Origin of the sequence: Photorhabdus akhurstii (genome assembly GCF_018448925.1) — a bacterium.
GTDB classification, from domain to species: Bacteria; Pseudomonadota; Gammaproteobacteria; order Enterobacterales; family Enterobacteriaceae; genus Photorhabdus; species Photorhabdus akhurstii.
In genome coordinates, this window is the sequence record NZ_RCWE01000003.1 from 72319 (window position 1) to 96456 (window position 24138).

The window sequence follows — 24138 nt, forward strand, 5'->3', positions numbered from 1 at the left end:
TATAATTAAGCCTATGCTATTGATATTAAGGTCACTCTGCCTGAATACCGTCCGCCGATGCGGCGGGGTTATAACGGGACGTGGCGATCCTGACTGTCCCCACAAACGCCGGGGCGATTTTCGCCATAATCGCCATTTTTCAGATAGCTCCCTAGCTGACCTCGCACAACCTGACAACGCCAGCGTAATAGGCTTGTTGTCCGCTGCTTCGATATGTTCTGTACTTCGTTAAGCGGTATGGGTGAAGACTCGACATGGGATGTCTGCACGTTGAGTTCACAGGTTGGCTGTTCCAGCGTTAATGCCAGCGTCAGTTCTGCCGTGTTTGAATTTGCCTCCTCGGACAGGGGGCGGTACAAAGCAGACCAGCCAGTGTCGTCCATCTGATAAAGGTCCACGGTTTTAACATTACGGTATCTCCCCCTGATAGGTGGATCCTCCTCCAAGGTCATTAATCACCGTCCAACTCACTTTAGCCGGGTAATGCACCCCTTTGAGGGGTAAAAAAAGGGTCGAGAACGGTGAGACCATGTTCTCTTTCTGTTGCTTTGTCATCAGCTCTTGTCCGCCTACTTTCAGGGAGGTGAAGGTGATGTAATAGGGTGATGGATTCGTGATCGTTATTCCCTCGGCTGTCGTTTTGAAGCGCAAAGCGCCGAGGCCCTTTTCCGGTGCAACCGGCAGCCCTGACGGGCGATACATCAATTTAATTGTGTTAGCCAGAACTTGTACGCCCCCGGAGATCTGCTTACTAGAGAGATTATTGGATTTGGTGCTTAACGGGATAGCTTGCGTGGTAAACCAGAACAGGGATTCCCGGTCAGCAGGCAGCGCCTGGCCGGTTTTGATGATACGCACCTGATTCTGGCTGCCGGGTTCCATACGAAACAGGGGGGGAGTCACTAAAAATGGCGCAGTCTTGCTCCCATCAGGGATAGAACTGACCGTCACCTGCATCAGATAGATGGCCTCTTTACTGCTATTACGTAGCAAAGCGGTTGCAGCGTAGCTATCCGCTCGGTAGATAATGCGGGTGGCATCAATCCCCACCCTCTCCGCCTGTGTGGAAGTGATCGGGCAGCCTAACAGACCGGCCATCATCATCGCTGTCATCAATCTTTTCACTGAGTCACCTGAATGTGTCTGGTTTGGTGTTGCATCAGCAAGAGTTGGACTTCTCTGTCTAATTCCGCTGCTATGATGCCCTTAGCACTTGATGGCGTGTGATATTTATAAACCACTTGGAATGTTACTGGTGCTATTACTTCTTGGGCTGCTGGTACGGCGCTGGACTTGGAAACCAGCGCCATTTTGCATTTTTTCATGCCTTTTCCATCTTTTGGACTGGTTGGCTCGAATTCTGTGGTATCAGCGATAACAATAGGAGCTGCCTTAGTAACAGCGGTATTCCCGTCATACACGGCCACCTCTACGTCAGCATTAGCATTGGCGTTTAAGATCTGGTTGCTGTTAGTAAGAGTCTGTTCCAAAACCTGTATTTGAATATCTTGTGAAGGAGTGATTTAGCATTGCTTATGGTTTTTCCCATTTTGGAACTACAGTTAGCTAGTTTAACCTCTAACTCTTTTCCTGATGAATGAGCGCTATTGATGTCAGCACTAATGTCTGACGTTCTAACTGTTCCCATATCTAAAGTGTAAGCACCTTTACTACCAACAATGCTCGTACCTTCGACGTTGAGATCAGGGGTCGAGGCGCCTATGGAGGCCATCACGTTTACCGTAGCGCCATCTGAAGAGTGTGCCATACCTATCCCCATGCTTAGGAGTACTGCGGCTAATATGCCGGTCTTCATCATTTGCTTTTTCATTTCATACATTCCTTATCTACATCTACTGAATACATTTTGCCCAAAACAACACCATGACAGGTTAAACAATCGGACCGCCAAGGCGGTGCGTTTACTGGTCATTTAGAGTTATTTTGTTCAGTTATTAACTTGATGAAATATATGAATATAAATATTAAATTAATGAAATTACTTCTGACTTATACCATTTAGTTTCAGAATTTCTGCCTTTGTCATAAGAAATCGAATATAAAATCGATCAAAAAACGATCTTGCAACAGGTCGCAATATCCGTAATGCAAGAAATAATTTCAATTTGAAATCAAAAAACTAGGTAATTTTTTACAAAAAAATACAAAAAATCTCTTTTAAGTGATGAAATTTTCCGTATACTCCCCGGCGGTTGAAGAAAACCGAACAAAATAACTCTAAATGTTCGGTTTTTTGTCCCATATCAGAAACTGATGTCATTGAAAGCCACACCACTACTTTGAGTAAGGTTTTTCCTCGTTCTTACACCTTCTTACCCTTGCGCAGAAACACGAATCTCCAGCATTGCAAAAGCATTATATTAATTATTTTTATTAATTTCGGTGTTGAGGGGATTGGTTAAGACCTGATATCAGGTTTGTTTTGAACCATCATCTTCGATTCACTCTGTATTGAAATTGATCGGCATGGTGCTGGTTTTGAAAGGTGCCCTGAGTAAGCTGTTCTGTGTTTGTCATACAATCTTCACAACAAAGTATCGCTGTAAACCATGTAATGGCGGGATGATAGAACAGTGACCAAGTAACATGTACTGTTTGCTGTTTCAGGTAAATGATGACTTTTTTCTTTTTCTATCAATAAATTAATGATGGTTTTCAATGACTATTGCTCTGGTTTATCTATTACTTTGAATTGTATTCTGTCTATTTAGTGATAAAAAATTATTGTAATACGATAACTTTTGAAGTACTTTAACGAAAGTTTAGTTAAACATGTATATGGAATGATACAAAATGTGTGGTGAACAGGAGTTTGTAACTAATCCTAGAATCAAGCTACTCAGCTTTCTGGCTATTATTATTGCTTCCGTTATGACAATTGGTGATATCGGGTTCCATATTGCGTCTTGGTCATTATGGCATGATACCACTCGTCAGGCTGTTCTTCAGGCGTATAGCGATCTTATGCCTGCATTGACTGCAAAAGGATTTAAGCAATCTTTATTAAGTCAGGTGCTTTATATCTCGCTGGATACGATACCTCGAATCATATCGACCGCTTCTTATGTATTAATCGGAATTTTATTTTTCCGGTTTGCTAAAGGTGAAATATGGAGTAACCGTAATATTTCCGCTTCATTTATTATTGGTTTCCTGATGATACTAGAGCAACTTCTTTACCCGGTGATTAATACATTACAAGGAATGGCGTTATCGGTGGATTTGGTAAAAGGACAACGGGTATTTAGTTTCTCATTTGGTATTAATTCAGAGTCTCTGTTTATTATTATGTTTGGTGTATTCCTCCTGATATTTAGTTTAATTATGCGTGAATCTAAGAAAATAAGTGATGAGCAGCGTTATTTTATCTGAGAACCATCATGAGTATTATAATAAGATTGGATGTGATCTTAGCGAAAAGGAAAGTAAAGTCTAAAGAGTTGGCTGCTGTTATTGGTATTACTGAGCAAAATTTATCATTGCTGAAAAATGGCAAAATAAAAGGTATCCGTATCGAGACGCTGGAAAGAATTTGTAAATATTTACAGTGTCAGCCTGGAGATATATTGGAATATGTGGAAGATGGAGAGGATAACCGCTAATACAATAAATAAAGTCATTATGTGTCTTTTGGTATCTTATAAGATGGAACTTTATGTTAATTAGCCAATTTTAATTGCATGAAAATATTAATTATTTCATGTTTTTTATCTAGCCTGTTAATCTTCGGTGTTAATGGAACACCAGTAAAACAGGTTTTTCCTCGCGATAAGAATATATATTTTTCTTTGGGGGAATATTGTTCTGATATTCCTTGGAATGCCAGAAAGATAAAATGCATATGTAGATATTACTTACTCGATCATAAGAAATGATCTCTCTTTTTATATGGTTTTAATTTAAGTTAAATTTTTATAATATATACAGCAATTCAGGGATGTTAACAATGAATAAATTTTTTATTGCTTTATTATCAATATTTGTGATTACAGGATGTTCTTCTATGCCACGGCTGACTGATAGCTATATTTCAACTTGTGGTTATTTTGAATGTAATGTTACGGATATAGTTTCAGGCAGTGAAGTTAAAATAGATAATATACGTTCTATTCCTGATATTTACAGGGATATCTCAAGCCAAGACAGACAAATTATCCAGTCTGGTGGAAGACCACCTTTTGAAGATAAGAGTTACCGTGTCGGGGGGACTTTTAAATTCTAATTTAATTTCTTTGGTTATTTCTTTATTTTTAATTAAGGTATTTTTATATGAATTTTATAAGAAAAATAGCTGTTTTCCCTTTATTTACCTTATTTACTGTATTGGCGGGTTGTACATCGTGGGAAAAACCAGGCGCAACTAAGTATGAAAGAGACAGGGATTACGCTGAATGTAAAGCATTGGGTTATTCTCAATTACCATCAGACTGGACCAGCGAAGTCGTTCATTCTTTCGAGACAAAACATTTTTCTTGTAAAGATAAAGACGAAAAAGAAGATAAATCCTGTAATCATTACGTTACTGTGCCAAAAACGGAAGTTAAGCGTTGGGATAAAAATGAATCGTCAAGGCGTTGGGTAATTTCATCCTGTATGTATAAAAAAGGGTGGAATGAAGTGACGCGCTATTGGTTTTAATGTAGTCCATTTTTACCGCCAGCAGGAGTTACGTGGAGCTGTTGCTGGTGGTTCCTCACATATTTGCCATTATTCCTTGCTAATAGCTAATTTTCGCCCTTCGGTTTTATTGATTTGAGCTACATTTAAACCTGATGGTATGCAATTGTATTTAAAATCAACGGGTGATGATTTGGTTGCTATATTTTTTATAAAGATTCAACTATTTTATTGCTGTAACGATTCACTATACCCGTTTATATGTTTAAAAAGGTTGGTTAAAATATTATCTTAGGATGTTTATTAACCTGATGGTTATCAACTTTTGCTAATTTTTAAAAAAAATTGTTAAAATTTGCAGGTTTTTATGATTTGGCACAAGGTCTTTATGGACAGTTGGTGAATACTTTGTTACTTTTATGGCCCAGTAGTTTAAATTGGTATTACCAATTGACTTCGGCAAAGACCGAAATAATGTTTATCCATAGTAAGTACCTGCCTTAAGTAGGCGTTACTGATACAGGCTGTTTGAACACTGCCTAGGTTCGAAACGACAAACAAAATAGCCTAATGAGATAGGTTCTAACTGGCTTGGTTCTAACTGACTTATAGTAAATATGGCTTATAGCAAAATCCGCCAACCAAAATTATCAGATGTTATTGAGCAGCGTCTTGAGCATCTCATCCTTGAAGGATCTGTGCGTCCAGGGGAGAAGTTGCCGCCTGAACGTGAGTTGGCGAAACAGTTTGATGTGTCGCGCCCTTCACTGCGCGAAGCCATTCAGCGGTTAGAAGCTAAAGGTTTCCTTTTTCGCCGTCAGGGTGGGGGGACGTTTGTTCAGAGTAACCTCTGGCAAAGTTTTAGTGATCCACTGGCACAACTACTGGCTGGTCACCCAGAATCTCAATTTGACCTCCTTGAAACCCGCCATGCTTTGGAAGGTGTTGCTGCCTATTACGCGGCACTGCGTGGAACCGACGAAGATTTTGAACGCATTCGGCAATATCATCTCGTTATTCAACAAGCTCAGGAAAGTGGTGATGTCAATGCTGAATCTGAGGCTGTTTTGCAATATCAGCTCGTCGTTGCCGAAGCTGCGCATAATGTGGTTCTCCTTCATTTATTACGCTGTATGGCACCTATGCTGGAACAAAATATCCGGCAGAATTTTGAGTTTTTGTATACCCGCCGGGAAATGCTGACGGCTGTCAGCGATCATCGGGCGAAGATTTTTGAAGCGATAATGGCGAGGCAACCAGAGAAAGCCCGTGAGGCATCCCATCGCCATTTAGCTTTTATTGAAGATGTCTTATTGGATCTCAGCCGCGAGCATACTCGCCGCGAGCGATCATTACGACGTCTTCAACAGCATCAGGAATAAAATTAGCTGTGTAGATCTTGAAATTTGCTGCGTCTGCATAGCTAAGTTGAGTCCCTTTACTGAGGGCGCTAGCGGCAACAACAGTGAGGGCCTATCTTCCAGTCATGACCGGCTGAACGTCAAAGGGTATGACGGGAAGATAGGCTCCAAAACAATCATTAGAAACAGATAACAGATAAGGAATACACCATGTCAGACATTTTGAAAAATGACGTGGACCCGATCGAAACTCGCGACTGGTTACAGGCGATCGAATCGGTCATCCGTGAAGAGGGTGTTGATCGTGCCCAGTTCTTGATTGATCAGGTACTGAACGAAGCACGTAAAGGTGGCGTGAATGTTGCGGCCGGTGCTGCTAACCGCGATTATATCAATACCATTGCTGTTGAGGATGAGCCTGCTTACCCTGGCAATCTGGATTTGGAGCGCCGTATTCGCTCTGCTATTCGTTGGAATGCTGTGATGACCGTGTTGCGGGCATCCAAAAAAGATCTGGAATTGGGTGGTCACATGGCTTCATTCCAGTCTTCGGCAACCATGTATGAAGTTTGTTTCAACCATTTCTTCCGTGCCCGTAATGAAAATGACGGCGGCGACTTGGTTTATTTCCAAGGTCACATCTCTCCAGGCGTCTACGCTCGCGCTTTCCTTGAAGGCCGTTTAACTGAAGAGCAGATGAATAATTTCCGTCAGGAAATTCATGGCAATGGTCTCTCTTCTTATCCGCATCCGAAATTGATGCCTGAATTCTGGCAGTTCCCAACGGTTTCAATGGGATTGGGGCCAATCGGTGCGATTTATCAGGCTAAATTCCTAAAATACCTGGAACATCGTGGTCTGAAAGATACCTCCAAGCAGACCGTTTATGCTTTCCTGGGCGACGGTGAAATGGATGAGCCAGAATCCAAAGGGGCGATCACTATCGCAACCCGTGAAAAACTGGATAACTTGGTGTTTGTTATCAACTGTAACCTGCAACGTCTGGATGGCCCGGTTACAGGCAATGGCAAAATCGTTAACGAGCTGGAAGGCATTTTTGATGGTGCTGGCTGGCAAGTGATTAAAGTGCTTTGGGGCGAGCGTTGGGATGAACTGCTGCGTAAAGATACCAGCGGTAAATTGATTCAAGTGATGAACGAAACTCTGGATGGTGATTACCAGACGTTCAAATCCAAAGATGGCGCTTATGTACGTCAGCATTTCTTTGGCCGTTACCCAGAGACTGCTGAATTAGTCAAAGATATGACTGATGACCAGATTTGGGCGTTGAACCGTGGTGGTCACGATCCTAAGAAAGTCTTCGCCGCTTTGAAAAAAGCGCAGGAAACTACCGGCAAACCAACGGTTATCCTAGCCCAAACTATCAAAGGTTACGGTATGGGTGATACGGCGGAAGGTAAAAACATCGCTCATCAGGTTAAGAAGATGAATATGGAAGGCGTTCGCCATTTCCGTGATCGTTTCAATGTGCCTGTGGCTGATGAGCAACTCGAAAATCTGCCGTATGTGACTTTTGATAAAGACTCAGAAGAGTATAAATATTTGCATGAGCGTCGTGCAGCGTTGGGTGGTTATTTGCCAAGCCGTCGTACTCATTTTGAAGAGAAGCTGGAATTGCCAACGCTGGAAGATTTTGGTGCGTTGCTGGAAGAACAAAACAAAGAAATTTCTACCACTATCGCTTTCGTTCGTGCTTTGAACGTAATGTTGAAGAACAAGTCAATCAAAGATCGTCTGGTTCCAATCATTGCCGATGAAGCGCGTACTTTTGGTATGGAAGGTCTGTTCCGTCAGATCGGCATCTACAGTCCTAACGGCCAGCAGTATACTCCGCAGGACCGTGAACAGGTTGCTTACTATAAAGAAGACGCTAAAGGTCAGATTCTGCAAGAAGGCATCAATGAACTGGGTGCTGCTTCATCGTGGCTGGCGGCGGCAACCTCTTACAGCACTAATAACCTGCCAATGATTCCGTTCTACATTTACTACTCTATGTTCGGGTTCCAACGTATTGGCGACATGTGCTGGGCAGCAGGTGACCAACAGGCTCGCGGCTTCCTGATTGGTGGTACTTCCGGTCGTACAACCTTGAATGGCGAAGGTCTGCAACACGAAGATGGCCATAGTCACATTCAGTCTCTGACTATCCCTAACTGCATCTCTTACGATCCGGCATTTGCTTATGAAGTTGCTGTGATTATGCATGATGGTTTGGAACGTATGTATGGTGAGAAACAAGAGAACATTTACTACTACATCACCACGCTGAACGAAAATTACCACATGCCGGCAATGCCACAAGGCGCAGAAGAAGGTATCCGTAAAGGTATCTACAAGCTGGAAAGCTTGGAAGGCAGCAAAGGTAAAGTTCAGCTATTAGGTTCTGGTTCTATTCTGCGTCATGTTCGTGAAGCGGCACAGATTCTGGCTAACGATTATGGTGTGGGTTCTGATGTTTACAGCGTGACTTCATTCACTGAACTGGCTCGTGATGGTCAGGATTGTGAACGTTGGAACATGTTGCACCCAACAGAAACGCCACGCGTACCTTATGTTGCTCAGATCATGAATGAAGCACCGGCAGTGGCTTCTACTGACTACATGAAGCTGTTCGCAGAACAAATTCGTAACTTCATCCCTGCGAGCGAATTCCGCGTATTGGGTACTGACGGTTTCGGTCGTTCCGATAGCCGTGAAAACCTGCGTCATCATTTTGAAGTTGATGCTTCTTACGTGGTAGTTGCTGCTTTGGGTGAACTGGCTAAGCGCGGCGAGATCGACGTGAGTGTTGTGGAAGAAGCAATCAAGAAATACAACATTAACCCAGAAAAAGTTAACCCGCGTCTGGCATAAGAGGTAAAGAATCAATGGCTATCGAAATTAAGGTACCGGATATCGGTGCGGATGAAGTTGAAGTCACCGAAATCATGGTGAAAGTTGGCGATACAGTGGAAGTTGACCAATCGCTGATTACCGTGGAAGGTGATAAGGCTTCTATGGAAGTTCCATCCCCTCAGGCGGGTGTTGTTAAAGCGATCATCATTGCGGTTGGCGATAAAGTTGAAACTGGCAAACCGATTATGATTTTTGATTCCGCGGACGGGGCTGTAGAAGCTGCGCCAGCGGAAGAGCCAGCAGCGATAACATTGTCTTCGCGTATGGCAGAGCCAGAACCAGTGGCTTCTGCGGCTATGAATGTTCATGTACCGAATATCGGCGGTGATGAAGTCGAAGTTACCGAAGTGATGGTGAAAGTTGGCGATGCAGTGGAAGCTGAACAATCGCTGATCACCGTAGAGGGCGATAAAGCCTCTATGGAAGTACCCGCGCCATTCGCAGGTATCGTTAAAGAAATTCAAATCAAGGTCGGTGATAAAGTGAAAACCGATTCTATGATTATGGTATTTGAAGTTGCGGGGGCGGCGCCTGTTGCTCCAGCACCAGCGGCTGAACCAGAGAAAGCGGCAGCGCCGGTTATTGCTAGCAGAAGCTTCGCGGAAGAAGACAAAAATGATTTCGCTGAAAATAACGCTTATGTTCATGCAACGCCGGTGATCCGTCGTCTGGCGCGTGAATTCGGCGTTAACCTGGCTAAAGTGAAAGGTACAGGGCGTAAAGGCCGTGTTCTGCGTGAAGACGTTCAGGCTTACGTGAAAGACGCGGTTAAACGTGCTGAATCGGCTCCTGCATCCGCCGGTGGCGGTCTGCCGGGTATGTTGCCTTGGCCGAAAGTTGATTTCAGCAAATTTGGTGAAATTGAAGAAGTTGAACTGGGCCGTATTCAGAAAATCTCTGGTGCTAACCTGAGCCGTAACTGGGTGATGATCCCACATGTTACTCAGTTCGACGAAACGGATATCACTGAAGTTGAAAACTTCCGCAAACAGCAGAATCAGGAAGCGGAGAAGAAACAGCTTGGCGTGAAGATTACTCCGCTGGTATTCATCATGAAAGCGGTAGCAAAAGCGCTGGAAGAGATGCCGCGCTTTAACAGCTCTATCTCGGAAGATGGCCAGAAACTGACGCTGAAAAAATACATCAACATTGGTGTAGCGGTTGATACACCTAATGGTCTGGTGGTTCCAGTGTTCCGTGACGTTAATAATAAAGGTATTATCGAATTGTCCCGTGAGCTGACTGAAATGTCTAAGAAAGCTCGTGCCGGCAAACTGACTGCATCTGATATGCAGGGTGGATGCTTCACTATTTCAAGCCTGGGCGGTATCGGCGGCACTGCATTTACACCAATCGTTAATGCGCCAGAAGTGGCTATCTTGGGCGTATCCCGCTCATCAATGAAGCCGGTATGGAATGGTAAAGAGTTTGTACCACGTCTGATGCTGCCTCTGTCACTCTCCTTCGATCACCGTGTGATCGATGGTGCTGATGGTGCGCGTTTCATCACATTTATTAATCATGCGATGAGCGATATCCGCCGTCTGGTGATGTAATCTCAAAGGCCGGCCATGTGCCGGCCTGATTGTTATTGCGGTGACAGAGAAACTACTTATATCTGGTGAATTTGTTGCGAGTTCTGTCACGTTAACGCGCTTTTCAGGTTATTAACAATTCTGTAAACTGCTCGCGGTGTGTAGGTCCCGGTGGAATATATCGTTTTTGGCGCCTGACCCGCCGGACAAACAATTAAGAGGTCATGATGAGTACTGAAATTAAAGCCCAAGTTGTGGTACTTGGGGCAGGTCCAGCAGGGTATTCTGCTGCTTTTCGTTGCGCGGATTTAGGTTTGGAAACCGTCCTGGTGGAACGTTACTCTACCTTAGGTGGTGTTTGTCTTAACGTTGGTTGTATCCCTTCTAAGGCATTGTTGCATGTAGCAAAAGTGATTGAGGAAGCTAAAGCGCTGGCAGATCATGGCATCGTTTTTGGTGAACCGAAAACTGACATCGAAAAAGTCCGTGTTTGGAAAGAAAAAGTTATTAATCAGCTAACCGGTGGTTTGGCTGGTATGGCTAAAGGCCGTAAAGTTAAAGTGGTTAATGGTTTTGGTAAATTTACAGGGGCTAACACGCTGGTTGTTGAAGGTGAAGGTGGCGCAACAACGATTAATTTTGATAACGCCATTATTGCCGCGGGTTCTCGTCCTATCCAATTGCCGTTTATTCCTCATGATGACCCGCGTGTTTGGGATTCTACAGATGCTTTGGCGCTGACAACGGTTCCTGGCCGCTTGTTGGTGATGGGCGGCGGTATTATCGGTCTGGAAATGGGAACCGTTTACCACGCTCTGGGTTCTCAGATTGATGTTGTTGAAATGTTGGATCAGGTGATTCCTGCGGCTGATAAAGACGTGGTGAAAGTCTTTACCAAACGTATCAGCAAACAATTTAATCTGATGCTGGAAACCAAAGTTACCGTAGTAGAAGCCAAAGAAGATGGTATCTACGTCACGATGGAAGGCAAAAACGCACCGACAGAACCACAGCGTTATGACGCGGTTCTGGTTGCCATTGGTCGTGTACCTAACGGTAAAATGCTGGATGCAGGTAAAGCTGGCGTTAACGTTGATGACCGTGGCTTTATCCATGTTGATAAGCAAATGCGTACCAATGTACCGCACATCTTTGCTATTGGCGACATCGTTGGTCAGCCGATGCTGGCGCATAAAGGCGTTCACGAAGGTCACGTTGCGGCGGAAGTGATTTCCGGTAAGAAACACTACTTTGATCCAAAAGTGATTCCATCCATTGCTTACACTGAACCAGAAGTTGCATGGGTTGGTTTGACTGAAAAAGAAGCGAAAGAGAAAGGCATTAGCTATGAAACGGCAACTTTCCCGTGGGCAGCTTCTGGCCGCGCAATTGCTTCTGATTGTGCTGACGGTATGACCAAACTGATTTTCGATAAAGAAAGCAATCGTATTATCGGTGGGGCTATTGTTGGTACTAACGGTGGTGAACTGCTGGGTGAAATCGGTCTGGCAATTGAAATGGGTTGTGATGCGGAAGATATCGCGTTGACCATCCACGCTCACCCAACGTTGCATGAATCGGTAGGTCTGGCCGCTGAAGTCTTTGAAGGCAGCATTACTGATTTGCCTAATGCGAAAGCGAAGAAAAAGAAATAATTTCTTAAATCGATTAATCTAATTTACCGAAGCGGCTTTCATTTATATGGAGGCCGTTTTTTATTCTGGTATGACCTGTTTGAGAAAACACGGCATAAAAAGTATGGCTTTTGTGGGTGTTACTGGCAAAAATCAGCGGAATAATCTGTTTTAATAGCTTTGTCTGCTGTTAATTCAGAATATTACTATCAGTTAATGTTACTTTTATGTGAACGAATTAACATCGCATTCAAATTTTGGTATGCTGGACGCCCGAAGCTGGGCATAACTTGTTTGTACTTACTAAGTTATGCCGGCAATCCTCTGACCTGGCACCCGGAACCATAATTAACAACCTATCCCCGGAAGGGCTATTGTTGTGAAAACACATGTTGTTACGCAAAGATAATAGCTTGGTGAGGCAGGTTCTAAGGCGGGTGCAGAGCCGGGTAGATAAAATGACAATGAGAGCGAGGAGAAAGTCGTGCTAGAAGAATACCGCAAGCACGTAGCCGAGCGTGCAGCCCAAGGCGTCGTCCCTAAACCATTGGACGCGACACAAGCGGCGGCGTTGGTTGAGTTACTGAAGAGCCCACCAAAAGGTGAAGAAGATTTCCTGTTAGATTTGCTGATTAACCGAGTTCCCCCTGGCGTTGACGAAGCGGCCTATGTAAAAGCCGGTTTTCTTGCCGCCATTGCGAAAGGCGAAACTATTTCACCACTAATCACGCCAGAAAAGGCGATTGAACTGCTTGGAACGATGCAGGGTGGTTATAATATTCATCCTTTGATTGATGCTCTGGATAATGAAAAACTGGCTCCAATTGCAGCTAAAGCGCTCTCTCATACTTTGTTGATGTTTGACAACTTCTATGATGTAGAAGAAAAAGCAAAAGCAGGTAATCCACAAGCCAAACAAATTATGCAATCTTGGGCGGATGCGCAGTGGTATCTAGAACGCCCTGAATTGGCAGAAAAAATTACAGTCACAGTATTTAAAGTGACGGGTGAAACAAACACTGACGATTTATCTCCTGCGCAGGATGCATGGTCACGCCCTGATATTCCGCTGCATGCTCTGGCAATGTTGAAAAATGCCCGCGAAGGGATTGTCCCGGATCAAGCCGGTGTTATTGGTCCAATTAAACAGATTGAAGAGCTGAATAAGAAAGGCTATCCGCTGGCTTATGTCGGTGATGTTGTGGGTACAGGTTCTTCCCGCAAATCGGCCACTAACTCAGTGCTGTGGTTTATGGGCGAAGATATTCCATTTGTGCCAAATAAACGTGGTGGCGGCGTGGTTCTGGGCGGTAAAATTGCGCCAATCTTCTTCAATACAATGGAAGATGCTGGCGCACTGCCAATAGAGATGGATGTAGCCAAATTAAATATGGGTGATGTGATTGATGTCTACCCATATAAAGGGGAAGTACGTCACCACGAAACCAATGAGTTACTGGCTGAATTTGGGCTGAAAACCGATGTATTGTTGGATGAAGTGCGTGCTGGCGGCCGTATTCCACTGATTATCGGTCGCGGTTTGACCAGTAAGGCGCGTGAGTCTCTTGGTTTACCCCCCAGTGATGTTTTCCGTCAGGCGAAAGCGGTTGAGGAAAGTAGTCGTGGTTTCTCCCTGGCCCAGAAAATGGTTGGCCGGGCATGTGGTACGGCGGGTATTCGTCCAGGTGAATACTGTGAACCTAAAATGACCTCTGTTGGTTCTCAGGATACTACCGGCCCAATGACCCGTGACGAACTGAAAGATCTGGCGTGTTTGGGCTTCTCTGCGGATCTGGTGATGCAGTCATTCTGCCATACGGCTGCTTACCCTAAGCCGGTTGACGTCACTACTCACCATACCTTGCCTGACTTCATTATGAACCGTGGCGGCGTTTCTCTGCGTCCGGGCGATGGCATCATTCACTCATGGCTGAACCGTATGCTGTTGCCTGATACGGTTGGTACCGGTGGTGACTCCCATACCCGTTTCCCAATTGGTATTTCCTTCCCGGCAGGTTCTGGTCTGGTGGCGTTTGCTGCTGCGACGGGGGTGATGCCTTTGGATATGCCAGAATCGGTGTTGGTTCGTTTTAAAGGGCAGATGCAGCCCGGTATTACTTTGCGTGATTTGGTTCATGCGATTCCTTACTATGCGATTCAGCAAGGTCTGCTGACGGTTGAAAAGAAAGGTAAGAAAAACATCTTCTCTGGCCGTATCCTCGAAATCGAAGGTTTGCCAGATCTGAAAGTTGAGCAGGCGTTTGAGCTGGCAGATGCTTCTGCGGAGCGCTCTGCGGCGGGCTGTACCATTAAATTGGATAAAGCGCCGATTATTGAATACCTGCAATCTAATATTGTGCTGCTGAAATGGATGATTGCCGAAGGTTATGGTGATCGCCGTACATTGGAACGCCGCGTAACGGGTATGGAAAACTGGCTGAAAGATCCTCAATTGCTGGAAGCCGATACTGATGCAGAATATGCAGCGGTTATCGAAATCGATCTAGCCGAAATTAAAGAACCTATTCTGTGTGCACCGAACGATCCAGATGATGCCCGTTTACTGTCTGATGTGGCGAACAGTAAAATCGATGAAGTTTTTATCGGTTCTTGTATGACTAACATTGGTCATTTCCGTGCCGCCGGTAAGTTATTGGATCAACATAAAGGTCAATTACCGACTCGTTTGTGGGTTGCTCCGCCAACAAAAATGGATGCGGCTCAACTCACAGAGGAAGGTTATTACAGCATCTTTGGTAAGAGTGGAGCACGGGTTGAAATTCCTGGCTGTTCCTTGTGTATGGGTAATCAGGCACGCGTTGCTGATGGTGTAACTGTGGTTTCTACTTCGACTCGTAACTTCCCGAATCGTCTGGGAGCGGGTGCGAATGTTTACCTGGCATCGGCTGAACTGGCGGCTGTAGCTTCTCTGTTGGGACGTCTGCCTACACCGGAAGAGTACCAGCAATTTATGGCTAAAGTTGATGAAACCGCGGAAGACACTTACCGTTATCTCAATTTTGATCAACTGAACCAATACACCGAAAAAGCGGATGATGTGATTTTCCAAACTGCGGTGTAATTTCGATATATTGCAATATGAACGAATGGGAGGTAAAAACCTCCCATTCAGATTATTGATAAAGTGCTGGTTTTTTATCCGGCACTTTGTTTTAATTAAGGTCCGTTCACCAAACGGAGCTTGCCACTATGTTAAGAACACCGCCTCCCCAGACTTTCCCGCCCGAAACGCTCTCGCTTGACGAGCTGGTGCCCAAAGATCATCTGGTCCGTAAAATCGATGCTGCTATTGATTTCGAATTTATCCGCGAATTAGTCGCCCCGTTGTATTGCCACAATAATGGCCGTCCTGCTATCGATCCGGTCATGCTGATTAAAATGATGTTACTCGGCTACTTGTTTGGCGTCCCCAGTGAACGCCGTCTGGTACAGGAAATTCAGGTTAATGTGGCTTACCGCTGGTTTCTGCGCCTCGGACTGACAGAAAAGGTCCCTGATGCCTCAACCCTGAGCCAGAACCGCCGCCGCCGTTTCAATCATACCGCGGTCTTCCAACAGATTTTTGACCACATTGTTGAACAGGCGATAGCCAAAGGATTTGTGGGCGGACACGTACTCTATACCGACAGCACCCACCTGAAAGCCAGTGCCAATCCGCATAAATCGGAGAATGTCATGCGGTCGGTTCCTCCCGGCGCCTATGTTGACGCCCTGGATAAAGCCGTCACTCAAGACCGGGCGGCAGCCGGAAAAAAAGCCTGAAGCCAGCCCTTAAGGAACGGCAGAGAAAGACGAAGGTCAGTACCACTGCTCCGGAAAGCGGGTTTATGCACCGGACCAACAAACCCAGGGGGTTCTTTTACCTTGACCACCGTACCGTGGATGGGCAAGTCGGTATTATCACCGATACCTACGCCACACCGGGTAATGTCCACGACAGCCAGCCTTTTATCAAGCGTTTGACGCGTCAGTTAGAGCGTTTTGCTCTCAATCCCCTTGCGGTTGGGTTGGATGCGGGCTATTTTACGGCCCCGGTTTGTTATCTGACGGAACAGTTAGGCATGACGCCCATTATCGGTTATCGCCGCCCAAACAAGGGACCGAACACCTTTCAAAAGAAACACTTCACCTATGACAGGCAGCAAGATTGCTATGTCTGCCCTCAGGGCGAAAACCTGATTTATACTACAACCGACCGTCAGGGATACCGGCATTATCAAGCGCCGGCGACTCTCTGCCAGAGCTGTCCGCAGCGTGATGCCTGCACTCACGCGAAAGGCGGAAAAATGCTAACCCGCCATGTCTGGGAGGCCAGTAAAGAGCAGGCCAGAGAAAACCGATTAACCCCGTGGGGGAAGAAGCTCTATAAGCGAAGAAAGGAGACGATAGAGCGTAGTTTTGCGGATGCGAAGCAGCATCACGGGCACCGCTATGCCCGTTTTCGTGGGTTGCAGAAAGTGCAAATACAGTGTCTCCTGGCGGCAACAGCCCAAAATATCAAGAAGATAGCTTTGCTGGTCGCAATGCTGTGTTGTTTTTATCTCTGGAGAGCAAGTATTTTATTGCAGGAGAAGCGAAAATAGCGCCCTGACGGGGGATAAACCGGGTTAATGAGGAGAATGGATGGCATTATGATTCATAATGAAAGGAACAAACCTCGTTAAAAATAACGAGGTTTGTCAGCGGTCTGAATGGGAGGTAAAAACCTCCCATTTTAGATTGCTGGCTTTTAATGTTTCGACTATCACTGCTGAGTGTTTATCAATGATAAAACAAGTGTTAATAAAGGCTGTTTTTTGCTTGTCAATGTAGTTTTAAAGTGGTTTTAAAATCTGGAAAAAAGGCAAACGTATCGTTAAAAAGCAGATAAAAACTTTAATCATTAAAGGTAAAAAGTAGTGATTAATGGTTTTTAAAAGTGGGTGAAAGATGTGATGCTATGCTAACTATCAGGGTAGGGTTGCACTTTATTCATAATTCAACTAAGGATAAGTTTACTATGAGATTCTCCTGATCACGCCGTTCTCCGGTGTTTGGATGTCTGACTGTCTTTAAGTTTCGTATGTTGTTTGAACACTCTTAATGCAATCCGATTAAATAATGCTATGTGTGCAGCTCTATCAGGTCTGTGAGTGATAATTTATCTTCCCAAAAGGTGACATTCAGTGTCTAGTGTAGTTCGTTTTTTATCCTACAGGGTCGTCTTATCGTTTTTGTTGCTACTTCAGTATCTAACAGTATCTAACGGTAGTGAACTGACATATCAGAGTGAATTACAATGGATTTTTCTTTTTCTATCTGCAATGTTTTTCTATCAATCGCAATAACACTTTTCCCTTCATTGATCTGGCGATGATTGGTCTAGGAATTAGGAATACAGGGTTTTAATTGAAGCGTCATTATTGATAGCTTTGGTAATATTAGCAATACAGTATCTAAGGGGGGAGTGAGTAAAAGTGGTGTGCTGTTTAAGCCATTTAAATTGTAATTCTCTAAATTTCTGAATGAACTTCTAGCTAAATAACGTATATGGACACCGACTCAATTCAAGTGGGTGAGTAAATTTTTCTGACAACGTAGTCGCAAACATATATTCGGCTTCAATGAACCCTGATGAAAATCCGCACTCTCTGCCCTCATTATTTCAACTGTCTCGATAGACTGAGTTATTTACCAGGTTCACAGAGAGTCGGTTCTACCTGTCAGTACATCAATTTATGGACTTCTACATCATTTACATCATGGGTCACTCATCGTGGTTCATAACTCGATTGTTGGCTGACCAGAGCCCAGGCTATTCGGGCATTTTTATTTGCCAGGGCAACTGCCGCTTTATTGAGCCCGCTGCGGGCTATCACGCCTTTTAACCAGCGTTGTAATCCATTACATTGTTCGTCAGGGATTTTTTGCACCCGATAAACAACTGAACGGGTACCATGAATCAGTATTCCTCGCAAATAGCCATCCCCGCGTTTCGTGATACCCAATAACCTGACTTTGCCACCACTGCTGTGTTCTCTTGGAACCAGTCCCAGATAACGGGCAAAATGGCGGCCATTTTTGAAATCCGTACTCTCTCCCAGCGCTATCATCAAAGCGGATGCCCCCAGTGGACCAATACCCGGTAGCGTCAGTAGACGGCGAATATCTTCCTCTTGTGCGTTCAAATGGTTGAGGCGTTTATCCAGTATTTTCAGACGCTGCTGCTGTTCTTTGAGTTCAAGCAAGAGTTCCTGAAATAATTCACGGCTTAGCGGGGTCAGGTCATTTTCCGCGTTTTCCAGATGCTCAGGCAAACATTGCTCAACCTTGTGAGCGCTTTCGGGTATGGCAATGCCATATTCTAAGCCTAATCCCCGTATTTGATTAATCAGCGCCGTTCTGTTTTTCATTAGCCGTTGACGAACACGATGCAAACACTGAATATCCTGTTGTTTCTGTGTTTTTTCCGGCACATAACGCATCCCTGGACGGCTGTCTGCTTCCACAATAGCCACGGCATCATTTTTATCATTCTTGCTGCCCATTCTGAATGGGGCGACATATTGGGGGCTGATTTGCTTCACCTCATGACCAAAGCGTTTAACGTTTAAATTGTCGGCTCCAGTAATTTGCGCTGCCACAAGCCTCCATCACTATTTTGGAAGGGGGTTGTTGAGCAATGAATGTCATCAGTTTATCGCGCGTTACCACGGTATTTTTAATCATTTTTCCGAGCGGAGACGCAATATGTAATTGAAACACTCGCTTTGCCAGATCAATGCTGATAACTTGTTCCATTGGACACCTCTTCATATTTTTGCTGATGTATTCAGCATGGCTCAATGAAGCCGTTTTAGGGAGGTGTCCATTTCATTATTTTATAATTCTGCTACGCATGACCTTCTTCAACCCATTGTTATACATAGAATTATGAGTAGTATAAGATGTGGCGCTATTTTGGAATCTTATTTAGAAGTGCCACCCAAAATAGCTGCAAAGACCAGAAAATAACCTCCATTAATTCATATCTTTTATTGATGTCAGCGAGTAGGTTAGGTATGTCATTGGTATAGATAAAAACAGTCATCGTCAGAATCAATTTTTATGAAATATGATGATCAAATCGTTTTGGTGATGAAAAGTTCCATAAAAAGTAAGATCCGATCCTGATGTTATTGATGCGGAGGATATTAGAATAGCATCAATGATTTTATCGTTAATGGGAATAATTTGCATGAGTGATCCTCGCTTTTTTATACTTTCCAATCTGGATGACGTCACAAAAAGCATACCATCGGCGTAGATTACTCCATTGTTGTGTCAATTCAGGGTAGTCTGATAGTCAACCAGATTGGTATTCGCCTCTGCACGAAAATAATTTTGTTTAGCACAGCCCAGACGGTGCTGGGTTAATGCTGGAATATGGTGTTTAATTGATAGCTCTAGGCCAATATTACAGACTTTAAGTAACAACTCTATGTTAAATAATAATATTAATGTTGAAAATTTTCATAGAGTTATTATTCGGTATGATGGATATGTTAATTAGATAAATATTTTTAAAGAGATTTTCGACAAATTTTCTTCATTGTCACGTTATTTTGAATATAATGAGGTTCCTAAGGATAAGTAAAGTAATTAAATAATAAGCTAGAATCACAGTAGGTACTTTATTCACAGGTGCTATCTTTAAATTTTATGGTTTTTAATCCTTTTTAACATAACCTAAGGAAGGCGGTTACGGAGTATCTTGATACGGTTTTTAGTTAGTTGTAGTTGCATCGTTAGTTGACTATTAGTATTGATGAGGATGTTTTTATGCGCACTTTATATTTTTTCTCTTTTTTCTTGCTTTTGTTGTCCGCTTGTTCAGTAAATCTCTCTCCATATGAGCTGGAGGCTAGGCATTATGTTTATCTCTCTAGAAATGATTTTGATCCTAACTTTAAAACACATGTGAATAATTCTATTAAACTTCTAATTCCTTTCTTTGAGCAATTTTATAGAGAAGGAGTTAATGATCGAGAAAATAATATCAGTTCGCAGAAGTTTGAGCAAAAAATTAGTTATTTTAAGAGTGATGATTTCATTCAAAGAATCGACATGTCAGAAACATTTATTTCACCAAAAGTACATGTGAAAAGAATTGACAATAGTCAGATTTCAGCTAAGAATAAAAAAGCATTAATTGAGGGGTTCATCAACTCGTACCGGGCTGGCTACTATGGAAAGTAATAATATTAACCATAAACTTATTAATAAATTCTTATCTAAAGCAGGTGGGGTTTTTTTATTTGGGCTGATTCCTATATTTCTAATTTTCCTTATTTTTTATTTTGATAAAGAGTCTTTTATTATCTTAAAGTTAAATGAAATATCTTTTCATGATAAAGGAAGTATTTCATCAGAATATATATTGATTAGTGAGATTGCTGTTAGTTATACTTTAGTAATTACACCTTTCTTATCAATTATTTTGTTTATTTTATGGGGGGAATATTTCGTTATGAATAAAACAAAGATAACCACATATGAGTTACTGAAGCTAATTTCTTTATATGGGGTTGTTTTTGTGGTTTTCGTGTTTTTTGGGTATTTCTATAGAAATGATTTGATAGATAATACTTTTTGGAATATTTTTGGAGGAAATTACTTTCTTTTGTTCATTTACTATGTTATGTATTTTTTTACCTATTATGTCATTTTTATTATGCTAGTAATCATTTGGTTTTATTTTCCATTGCATTATCTTAGATATAAGAATGTGATTTGATCACACTCTTATAAATTTATAACTAATGTACTGAAGGGATTAGATAATTATTTAATTTATCTGCAAATTTATCATCTATATATGAGGTTAAAATAGCTGTAATTATAATAAAAACAACCTTAAGAATAGTAGCGGGTATTGCTATTTTAGCTGTAATTATCATAGCGATACTAGTCAATATTCCGAGTAAAATTCCCGAAGCAAAACCACTCAAAACCATTGCTTCTATTTCCAGCATTAATGGTTTCCAATTACCCGTTTCAAATCCTTCGACTATTTTATCCCTTATTTTTTCTACTTTAATAACTTTATCTAACAAGGCAAAAGACTTACCCAGTCTTTGGAGATTATCAGACAACGTTTTAGCATCAATGTACCTGATTGCATTAGCAACAGCATTCCGATCAGCTTTATTTAATTTCGCATTAGGGTTAGAAATGACCTTATTCATAGTTTTCATCGCTTCATCAAAACTACGAATGCGTTTCCCTTGGAAATTTTTAATATCATTCTTTAGCTCATTTGCAATATCGTTGTACTTATCACCGAGATGTTTACTGATTTTCGCTGAAGCATCAGTAATTATTGCACTTGTATCTAATAAAATACTTTTTTCTTTTTCGGCTACTTTTTTCTTATTGTTGGGATGGCTATTAAACGTTGTATTTACTATTTTCTTTACCGTTTTATCCCTTTCATCTTCAGTAGTTAGTTTATTTTCTTTATACCAGTTATCCTGATGATTTTTTCGTGTGAAATAATGTGATTTCGCTTTTTTAAAGCTTTTTTTTAATTCAGTAATAATGCCTAAATTATTTATTTCAACTTCATAGGTATACTCTTTTAATCCTATTTTATAGTTTCTTACATTTTCAAATCGTAACGAATATGTCAATTCAACCTTGTTTTTTATAAACTCTTTTCTTCCTTCTTCTTTTCGAGCGAAAAATCTTAGTTTGTCAGTTCCTTTAAAATAATTATCAGTTAATGTTTCTTTTATATTTTTTACTTTACCATTTTCATCTAACTCAACATCATATTTATAATTATAATGTTGAAAGCTGGTTTTATTATTAGGAGTGAATTTAATTCCTTTATCGTATAGACTAAATGGATGTTGTCTAACTACAGGAATATTCAATTCTTTTGTTCTTTCTTTCTGCTTTTTTCCTCTCTGTTTGTTATTCTCTGAATTGGCATTTTGCTTTGATTCTAGTGTTAAATCAATCACAGGTTTATTTGATGATGGGTCTATCATTGTTAGCCCTATAGCCGTAAACTCAATAATTTCTCCTGTATCAATAGAGACCTCATGGAATGTAATTGCTGAATTTGGATCTCGCTTTAATAATCCTCCACTATTTGAACTACTTTTATCATTATTACCATTACGACTACTACTCCAACCATAGTCTCCTTTTCCTCCTTTTTCAGAGGTTACAGTAAGAGAATCACCAAGGCTATCATTTGAATCTACTGAATTGTTTTTAGCCATAAGAAGTCCTTATTCTTATAAAAAATACGTAAATACTATATAAGATAATATATACAGAATATCGTTGGGTCACTTCAATGCTGAAAGTCAATTTTATTCTAACAAAAAGGGCTATGACGTATTATAAGTTTTTTTAATACAAGGCTATAGTATATGAGCTGATTAAGCTGAAGGGCATAAAAATCTATGGTCACCCTCGTTTTTGCAATCATTTCATTGAACGTTGATTCGACAAAAAGCAGATGAAATAGTCTCTCTATATCTGTATATTTCTCCATATGACCCACACTTCCTTTAATGGAGATAAACTAAATGCCAATAAGATACTTACCAGCCCTATAAACTCGGAAATGAAGGCATTTTATGTACGTTCATGTTTCTAAATTATTTATGATCCACTGAGGAACTAAGCATCTATTTCAATGATCATAGATTAAATCTGTCTCCCATACGTCTTAAAGTTTTAACATGGGGGATATTGAAGAAGATTATAATTTATCTGATGAAGCCTAAAATCGATTAGGCGCGTCTAATTATTCTTAGACGCGCTAGCAATATTTGTTATGTTGAACATTGATGAGTAAATAGTTATTCCCTAGAAATGAAAATTATATTTCATAATCAAAGACAATGATATCGTCGACAGAATCTGTAAGGAGATCTTTTAACTTGTCATGAGCAGGGTGAGACAAATAGTTTGAAATAGCTTTTTGATCATCAAATATCATAGTGATAGCATGTGTAAAACCTTTATTCTTATTTTCACTACTTACATTACCTCCCCACTCAACAACGGAAGAAATACCTTTGATTTGATGTGGCATCGAAATCGCGGTATCTCTTATCGTCGTTAATTGTTGTTCTTGTATTTCGGGTGCGAATTTTAACAAAAGAATATGACGTATCATAATGGCTCCTGAAAAGTATCTTTGTTTTTCCAGACAAGATAGAAAATAGCTGGTTGTATTGCAAGGCTCTTGAATATACCTCATCGATTCGTGGATGTGTGTTCGATTTTGCTGTTTTTGTTTCTCTGAGATATTATTAATTATAGTGTATTTGTCTATATTTGCACTAAGGCTGAACTCTTCTCCGATGAAAGCCATAGCAGACATAAACTTCAAGGATAGCTTGGGGTGGACATTTCGGTTATTCAGGTGCAAACCATATCGTTGTGTCGGCATAGAGGCGTTAGTCTCACACTTCTTGCAGTTTGTGGGCTGATTCTGGGGCGGAATTGCTAGGAAATTTAGAACGGAAAGAAGCACCGGAGGTTAATGATGGACTACGAATTTTTGCTGGATGTCACTGGGAAGGTGACTAGCCGATTCTCAATGGATCATGAAGCTATTGGTCAGTGGCTGAATGAAGAAGTTAACGGTGATTTAACGGTAATAGATAAGGTTGCCGCAGCACTGGCTGAAATTAAAGGTAGTGAACGTCAATGGCAACTTGTGGGTCACGAATATACGCTGCTAATGGATGAGGAAGAGGTTATGGTTCGTGCTAATCAGCTTGAGTTTGAAACCGATTCGATAGAGGAGGGCATGAGCTATTACGATAATGAGAGCCTGTCTTTTTGTGGTACCAAGGATTTTCTTGATATGTTGACTGATTATCGGGACTTTATTTTAAAAAACGATTGGTAAAAAGCTGTATATAGACAAAAAGAATTCTCTGGCACGATAGATTTTTTTCTTACTGTTAATGGTTGTTATGAAGGATAGTCATTGAGTAATTTTACTCAATTATAGTTGAATAGCTAAAGAATTAAGGTGGTTTT

19 protein-coding genes and 1 pseudogene are annotated in these 24138 nt (G+C 41.9%); 13 read left to right on the forward strand and 7 right to left on the reverse strand.

Translation table 11 applies throughout. The features are described 5' to 3' along the window. Positions 1–68: 68 nt before the first annotated feature. Genes EAE93_RS04995 through EAE93_RS05010 form a run of 4 tightly spaced genes read right to left on the reverse strand, consistent with a single transcriptional unit; the run spans position 69 to position 1831 of the window. Positions 69–383: a hypothetical protein gene (locus EAE93_RS04995; RefSeq protein ID WP_250150883.1), complete on the reverse strand. Its 315-nt coding sequence runs from the start codon at positions 381–383 to the stop codon at positions 69–71. 25 nt (positions 384–408) lie between these two features. Then, on the reverse strand, positions 409–1125 hold the full coding sequence (locus EAE93_RS05000; protein ID WP_214039215.1) for a fimbrial biogenesis chaperone: 717 nt from the start codon (positions 1123–1125) through the stop codon (positions 409–411). After that, positions 1122–1490 (reverse strand): hypothetical protein, encoded by a 369-nt coding sequence (locus EAE93_RS05005; RefSeq protein WP_214039216.1) that lies wholly within the window; start codon positions 1488–1490, stop codon positions 1122–1124. Before EAE93_RS05005 ends, EAE93_RS05000 begins: the two co-directional genes overlap by 4 nt. Continuing rightward, positions 1454–1831, reverse strand: coding sequence for a hypothetical protein (locus tag EAE93_RS05010; RefSeq protein WP_214039217.1), 378 nt, complete (start codon positions 1829–1831; stop codon positions 1454–1456). Before EAE93_RS05010 ends, EAE93_RS05005 begins: the two co-directional genes overlap by 37 nt. A gap of 983 nt (positions 1832–2814) precedes the next feature. Here EAE93_RS05010 and EAE93_RS05015 point away from each other — a divergent pair. The 10 genes from EAE93_RS05015 to EAE93_RS05060 all read left to right on the forward strand — a co-directional run bounded on the left by EAE93_RS05015 (position 2815) and on the right by EAE93_RS05060 (position 16688). After that, complete coding sequence (locus EAE93_RS05015) at positions 2815–3393, forward strand: hypothetical protein (protein WP_040153552.1); 579 nt, start codon at positions 2815–2817, stop codon at positions 3391–3393. Positions 3394–3401: 8 nt separating this feature from the next. After that, positions 3402–3623 carry a helix-turn-helix domain-containing protein gene (locus EAE93_RS05020; protein ID WP_036777523.1) on the forward strand — a complete coding sequence of 74 codons (222 nt, stop codon included), beginning with the start codon at positions 3402–3404 and terminating at the stop codon, positions 3621–3623. 344 nt (positions 3624–3967) lie between these two features. Next, entirely contained in the window at positions 3968–4243 is a 276-nt protein-coding gene (locus EAE93_RS05025; protein WP_036810789.1) for a hypothetical protein, read from the forward strand. Between the two features lie 47 nt (positions 4244–4290). Continuing rightward, positions 4291–4659 carry a hypothetical protein gene (locus tag EAE93_RS05030; protein ID WP_082302518.1) on the forward strand — a complete coding sequence of 123 codons (369 nt, stop codon included), beginning with the start codon at positions 4291–4293 and terminating at the stop codon, positions 4657–4659. A gap of 596 nt (positions 4660–5255) precedes the next feature. After that, positions 5256–6020 carry a pyruvate dehydrogenase complex transcriptional repressor PdhR gene (pdhR, locus tag EAE93_RS05035; RefSeq protein ID WP_036777528.1) on the forward strand — a complete coding sequence of 255 codons (765 nt, stop codon included), beginning with the start codon at positions 5256–5258 and terminating at the stop codon, positions 6018–6020. Between the two features lie 189 nt (positions 6021–6209). Next, positions 6210–8873, forward strand: coding sequence for a pyruvate dehydrogenase (acetyl-transferring), homodimeric type (gene aceE / locus EAE93_RS05040; RefSeq protein ID WP_036810783.1), 2664 nt, complete (start codon positions 6210–6212; stop codon positions 8871–8873). A gap of 14 nt (positions 8874–8887) precedes the next feature. Beyond that, positions 8888–10471 carry a dihydrolipoyllysine-residue acetyltransferase gene (gene aceF / locus EAE93_RS05045; protein WP_040153549.1) on the forward strand — a complete coding sequence of 528 codons (1584 nt, stop codon included), beginning with the start codon at positions 8888–8890 and terminating at the stop codon, positions 10469–10471. A gap of 206 nt (positions 10472–10677) precedes the next feature. Further along, a complete protein-coding gene (gene lpdA / locus EAE93_RS05050; protein WP_088776099.1) occupies positions 10678–12105 on the forward strand; it encodes a dihydrolipoyl dehydrogenase in 1428 nt (475 codons plus the stop codon). A gap of 463 nt (positions 12106–12568) precedes the next feature. Beyond that, positions 12569–15166, forward strand: coding sequence for a bifunctional aconitate hydratase 2/2-methylisocitrate dehydratase (gene acnB / locus EAE93_RS05055; RefSeq protein ID WP_214039218.1), 2598 nt, complete (start codon positions 12569–12571; stop codon positions 15164–15166). 128 nt (positions 15167–15294) lie between these two features. Beyond that, a protein-coding gene (locus EAE93_RS05060; protein ID WP_110085929.1) for an IS1182 family transposase occupies positions 15295–16688 on the forward strand; the annotation gives its coding sequence in 2 pieces (ribosomal slippage) (positions 15295–15862 and positions 15862–16688; 1395 coding nt in all). 1167 nt (positions 16689–17855) lie between these two features. On the opposite strand, the pseudogene EAE93_RS05065 reads toward EAE93_RS05060, so the two are convergent. Further along, positions 17856–18885, reverse strand: a pseudogene (locus EAE93_RS05065) (IS110 family RNA-guided transposase). A 1020-nt stretch (positions 18886–19905) separates the two neighbouring features. On the opposite strand from EAE93_RS05065, the gene EAE93_RS05070 reads away from it, so the two are divergent. Further along, on the forward strand, positions 19906–20322 hold the full coding sequence (locus tag EAE93_RS05070) for an Exc2 family lipoprotein (protein WP_214039219.1): 417 nt from the start codon (positions 19906–19908) through the stop codon (positions 20320–20322). Further along, a complete protein-coding gene (locus EAE93_RS05075; RefSeq protein ID WP_214039220.1) occupies positions 20312–20860 on the forward strand; it encodes a hypothetical protein in 549 nt (182 codons plus the stop codon). The genes EAE93_RS05070 and EAE93_RS05075 overlap by 11 nt, the downstream gene beginning before the upstream one ends. A gap of 22 nt (positions 20861–20882) precedes the next feature. Here the strand turns inward: EAE93_RS05075 and EAE93_RS05080 are convergent, their stop codons facing one another. Further along, positions 20883–22355: a colicin-like pore-forming protein gene (locus EAE93_RS05080; RefSeq protein WP_214039221.1), complete on the reverse strand. Its 1473-nt coding sequence runs from the start codon at positions 22353–22355 to the stop codon at positions 20883–20885. Positions 22356–22963: 608 nt separating this feature from the next. Beyond that, positions 22964–23539, reverse strand: a complete 576-nt coding sequence (locus EAE93_RS05085) for a Dabb family protein (protein WP_214039222.1) — start codon at positions 23537–23539, stop codon at positions 22964–22966. Between the two features lie 96 nt (positions 23540–23635). On the opposite strand from EAE93_RS05085, the gene EAE93_RS05090 reads away from it, so the two are divergent. Beyond that, positions 23636–24004 (forward strand): YacL family protein, encoded by a 369-nt coding sequence (locus tag EAE93_RS05090; RefSeq protein WP_036810772.1) that lies wholly within the window; start codon positions 23636–23638, stop codon positions 24002–24004. The last annotated feature ends 134 nt before the right edge of the window (positions 24005–24138 follow it).